The sequence below is a fragment of the Candidatus Protofrankia californiensis genome, from assembly GCF_900634765.1.
In the GTDB taxonomy this organism is placed as follows: domain Bacteria; phylum Actinomycetota; class Actinomycetes; order Frankiales; family Frankiaceae; genus Protofrankia; species Protofrankia californiensis.
Window position 1 is genome coordinate 2,561 of sequence record NZ_CAAAFT010000173.1, and the last position, 3,206, is coordinate 5,766.

Here is a 3,206-nt window from a genome sequence, read left to right on the forward strand (position 1 = left end):
CGGCCGGACGGGAGTTCGGCTCCCGGTCTCACCGCGCCGACCGCGGCGGCACCACAGATCGTCATCACACCTTCGGACCGCTCCCGGGACGTGGCGCTCACCAGCACCGTGGTGGTGCGGAGCGACGCCCCATTGCAATCGGTGACCGTGACACGGGGTGCAAGCAAATCGCAGGACACCACCGCCGGTGTGCTGGCCGGTCAGCTTTCCGCGGACGGCAGGAGCTGGACGTCCACCGGCGGGCTCTTCGCCGACACGCAGTACCAGGTGTCGGCGAAGACGTCCACGGTAAATGGCATATCGGGCACCGTGGACGCGGCAGCCACCTTCACCACGGCAAATCCGGAGAAATCCTTCAAGGTGTCGTGGGAACCGGTCGCCGGGCAGACCGTCGGCATAGGAACACCCGTCACGCTGACCTTCAGCGCACCGGTTTCCGACCGGGCGGCCGTTCAGCGGCGTCTGGTGGTAACCACCGATCCACCGGTCAACGGCGCCTGGAACTGGGCGTCGGACCGTGTCGTGCGCTGGCGCCCGCAGCAGTACTGGAAGTCGGGGACCCGGGTCCACGTCGAGGCGAACCTCGCCGGTCTGGACGTCGGCGGCAAGCGGTTCGGGGTGAAGGACCGGGCCATGGATTTCGTCATCGGCTCGGCCCAGATCAGCTACGTCGACGCCGCGACCCACACGATGAAGGTATATCGGGACGGCGTCCTGCAACGGACCCTGGCAGTCAGTCTCGGCAAGTCCTCGTCACCGACCATGAGCGGCCCCCACAACGTCCTCGGCATCGCCCCGACGGTGATAATGGACTCCGCGACGGTCGGCATTCCAAAGGGTGATCCGGACTATTACTACGAGACCGTCCAGTGGAACGTGCAGTTCACCAGCGGAGGCGAGTACGTCCATTCGGCGCCGTGGTCGGTCGGCGCGCAGGGGGAGGACAACGTCTCGCACGGCTGCGTGAACGCTTCGCCGGCGGACGCCGAGTGGTTCTACCGGTTCAGCCGGGTGGGTGACATCGTTGACGTGCGGAACACCGGGCGTCCCCCGGACACCTCCCAGCTCGGCAACGAGTGGTCGATCTCCTGGCAGCGGTGGACCGCGGGCAGCGCGCTGCCACCGGCCACCGAGACCACCGGGGCGCCGCCGGCGGGCGCGGGTATGGTCGGCGCGGCAGCCAGCCCGCCACCGACGACCCGGTCCTGACGGCAGGGGCCGCACACTCGACCGTCCGGCCGGCGCCGAGGGGGCACCGGCCGGACGGGAACCATCAGGGAAGCGACGATCTCCCGGAATGGTTGAGGTGAAGGCTGCCCCAACCAAGCCACCCGGGAGATTCGCGCGAACAGCAACCCGTCCGACCACGGCGGCTCCGCCCGGCCGTGGCCACGGTCAGCCCGCCAGCCGGCGTCCCAGCAACGCTGGCTGCGCCGGCTGGCGGGGCATGTCCTCCGGTACCGGCGCAACGTCGCCCTGGCCTTCGGCGCGGCGGTGTTCGCAACCGTGCTTGCCGCGATCACTCCACTGATCGAACGCGGGGTGGTCGACAACGTCGTGGTCGATCACCGACATCCGCTCGCGCCCTACGTGGTCGCGCTGCTCGCCGCCGGAGCGCTGCGCTTCGCCGCGAGCTTCGTCCGCCGCTTCGTCGGCGGACGTCTCGCCCTGGACGTCCAGTACGACCTGCGGGACGCGGTGTTCGCCGCACTCGCGCGTTTCGACGGCGTCCGCCAGGACGCGATGCGGACCGGCCAGATCGTCAGCCGGTCCATCTCGGACGTCACCGCCATCCAGGGACTGCTGTCGTACCTGCCGTGGCTGAGTGGCAACCTCCTGCTGCTCGTGATCGCCATTGTGATCATGATGGCGCTTTCCCCGCTGCTCACCCTGCTCGCCCTCGCCGTCGGACCGCTGCTGCTCCTCATCGGGCTGCGGGCGCGGCTGACCGTCTTCCCGGCGACCTGGGCGGCCCAGCAGCAGGCCGGTGAGGTCGCCGGGGTGGTGGACGAGGCAGTCGCCGGCGTGCGGGTGGTCAAGGGATTCGGGCAGGAGGACCGGGAGCTGACCAGGCTCACCGTGTCCGCCCGCACCCTGTTCTCGCTGCGTATGCGCGCGGTGACCATCGCCAGCCGGTACATGCCGGCCCTTGGCGCGGTACCGGCCGTCGGGCAGGTCGGGGTGCTGGCGCTGGGCGGATGGCTGGCGCTGCGCGGCAGCATCAGCCTGGGTACCTTCCTCGCCTTCAGCACCTATCTCGGTGAGCTCGTCGCGCCGACGCGCATGCTCGCGAACCTGCTGACGGTCGGGCAGCAGGCCCGGGCCAGCGCCATCCGGGTCTTCGAGGTCATCGACACCCGTCCGGTCGTGACCGAACGACCGGGGGCGATCAGTCTCGGGCGGGTCCGGGGGGCGATCGAATTCGACAATGTCACCTTCGGCTACACCCGGGATCGTCCGGTGCTCGACGGATTCTGCCTGCGGGTCGAGCCCGGTCAGACCCTCGCCCTGGTCGGGGCGTCCGGGTCGGGCAAGTCGACGGTGGCCGCGTTGCTGTCCCGTTTCTACGACGTCGGCGTCGACTCCGGTGCCGTACGCATCGACGGCCACGACGTCCGGGAGCTGACCATGGCGTCGCTGCGAGCCCAGATCGGGATGGTGTTCGAGGACAGCTTCCTGTTCTCCGACACGGTCCGCGCCAACATCGCCTACGGCCGTCCGGACGCCGGCGACACCGAGATCCTCACCGCGGCGCGGGCCGCCTGGGCGGACGGCTTCATCCGGGATCTTCCCGACGGCTACGACACGGTCGTGGGCGAGCAGGGGCTGACGCTGTCGGGCGGGCAGCGCCAGCGGATCGCGCTGGCCCGCGCTCTGCTCACCGACCCACCCATTCTGATCATGGACGATGCGACGTCCGCGGTCGACGTCCGGGTCGAGGCCGAGATCCACGCGGCCCTGCGGCAGATCATGCGGGGGCGGACCACCCTGCTGATCGCTCATCGTCGTTCCACGCTCCACCTGGCCGACCGGATCGCGGTTGTCGACGCCGGTCGCCTGGTCGACGTCGGCACCCACGAGGAGCTGACCGCCCGGTGCCCGCTGTACACGTTGTTGCTGTCCGGACCGAGCCTCGACCGGGTGGGCGCCGACCAGGAGCGGACGGGCACCGACCAGGACCGGTCAGGCGCCGACCAGTCGATCAT

The 3,206-nt window shown here is 70.0% G+C and carries 2 protein-coding genes; both read left to right on the forward strand.

The window, feature by feature from the left end; all coding sequences use genetic code 11:
• Positions 1–1,209: L,D-transpeptidase (locus DD1DGNOD_RS09665; RefSeq protein WP_131769943.1), on the forward strand; the 1,209-nt coding region annotated here is incomplete at its 5' end.
• A 285-nt stretch (positions 1,210–1,494) separates the two neighbouring features.
• The coding region (locus DD1DGNOD_RS29185) for an ABC transporter ATP-binding protein (RefSeq protein WP_241255614.1) at positions 1,495–3,206 on the forward strand (1,712 nt) is incomplete at its 3' end.